1 protein-coding gene is annotated in these 925 nt (G+C 30.3%); it reads right to left on the bottom strand.

The annotated features are described in order from the left end of the window. The coding region (locus K0040_RS19805; RefSeq protein WP_228110410.1) for an IS110 family RNA-guided transposase at positions 1-925 on the bottom strand (925 nt) is incomplete at both ends.

The raw sequence follows: 925 nt of genomic DNA, 5'->3' as shown, positions 1-925 counted from the left end.
TTTTTTTTACCTGCACTCTCATTATTTTTAGGACATAAACCAGCCCATGAACTCAAGTGCTTTTCTGTTGGAAATACAGACATATCACTTCCTATTTCAGCTATAATGCATGCTGCAGATGCCATACTTATACCAGGTATAGTGTTTAAAATATCTATACTCTCTGATTCCTTTTGTAAAAGTACATCAATTTCTTTTTCTATTTCTTGTATTTGATTTTCTAAAAATAAAATATTATTATTGTGAATTGTCAATAATATTATATGTTGTGCTCTGATTTTTCCATTAAGTGATTCATACATTTCATTAGGTGTAGATTTTAATCTAGATTTTCCCCTACCTTCATATAGAGACTCTACAAAATTTATAGTAATACGTCTATTACTAATCAATTCATTTATTATTACTTTGCCTGTTTCTCCAAATACATCTGAAAGTACACTCGATAATTTTATATTGGCATCTTGCAAAACCTTGTGAATTCTATTTTTATGTCTTGTGATTTCAGACAATAATTCTTTTCTTAATCTGGTTAAATCCCTTAGATCTCTTATTACTTCTGGTGGAACAAAACTTTTTTCTATTAAACCACATCTCAATAAACTTGCTATCCATTCAGCATCTTTTACATCTGTTTTTCTTCCAGGCACATTTTTAATTTTCTTTGCATTAGCTATTATTAATTCAAAAGCTCCGCTCTCAAGGACATTCCATACGGGCTTCCAATAAATACCCGTACTCTCCATAGCTACATGAGTACATCCATTCATATTTAGATAATCCAATAACTGCAATAATCCCTTAGTTGTTGTAGAAAATGTTTTAACTTCTTTATTAGGCTTTTTATCTAAGTCTCCATATAGAATACATGCAACAACTGTATCCAAATGAACATCTAAACCTGCGCATCTTTCTACTATTGCTT

Source organism: Terrisporobacter petrolearius (assembly GCF_020748185.1).
Classification (GTDB): domain Bacteria; phylum Bacillota; class Clostridia; order Peptostreptococcales; family Peptostreptococcaceae; genus Terrisporobacter; species Terrisporobacter petrolearius.
The sequence above is the reverse complement of the archived record's forward strand: the minus strand, read 5'-3'. Positions and strand labels throughout refer to the sequence as shown.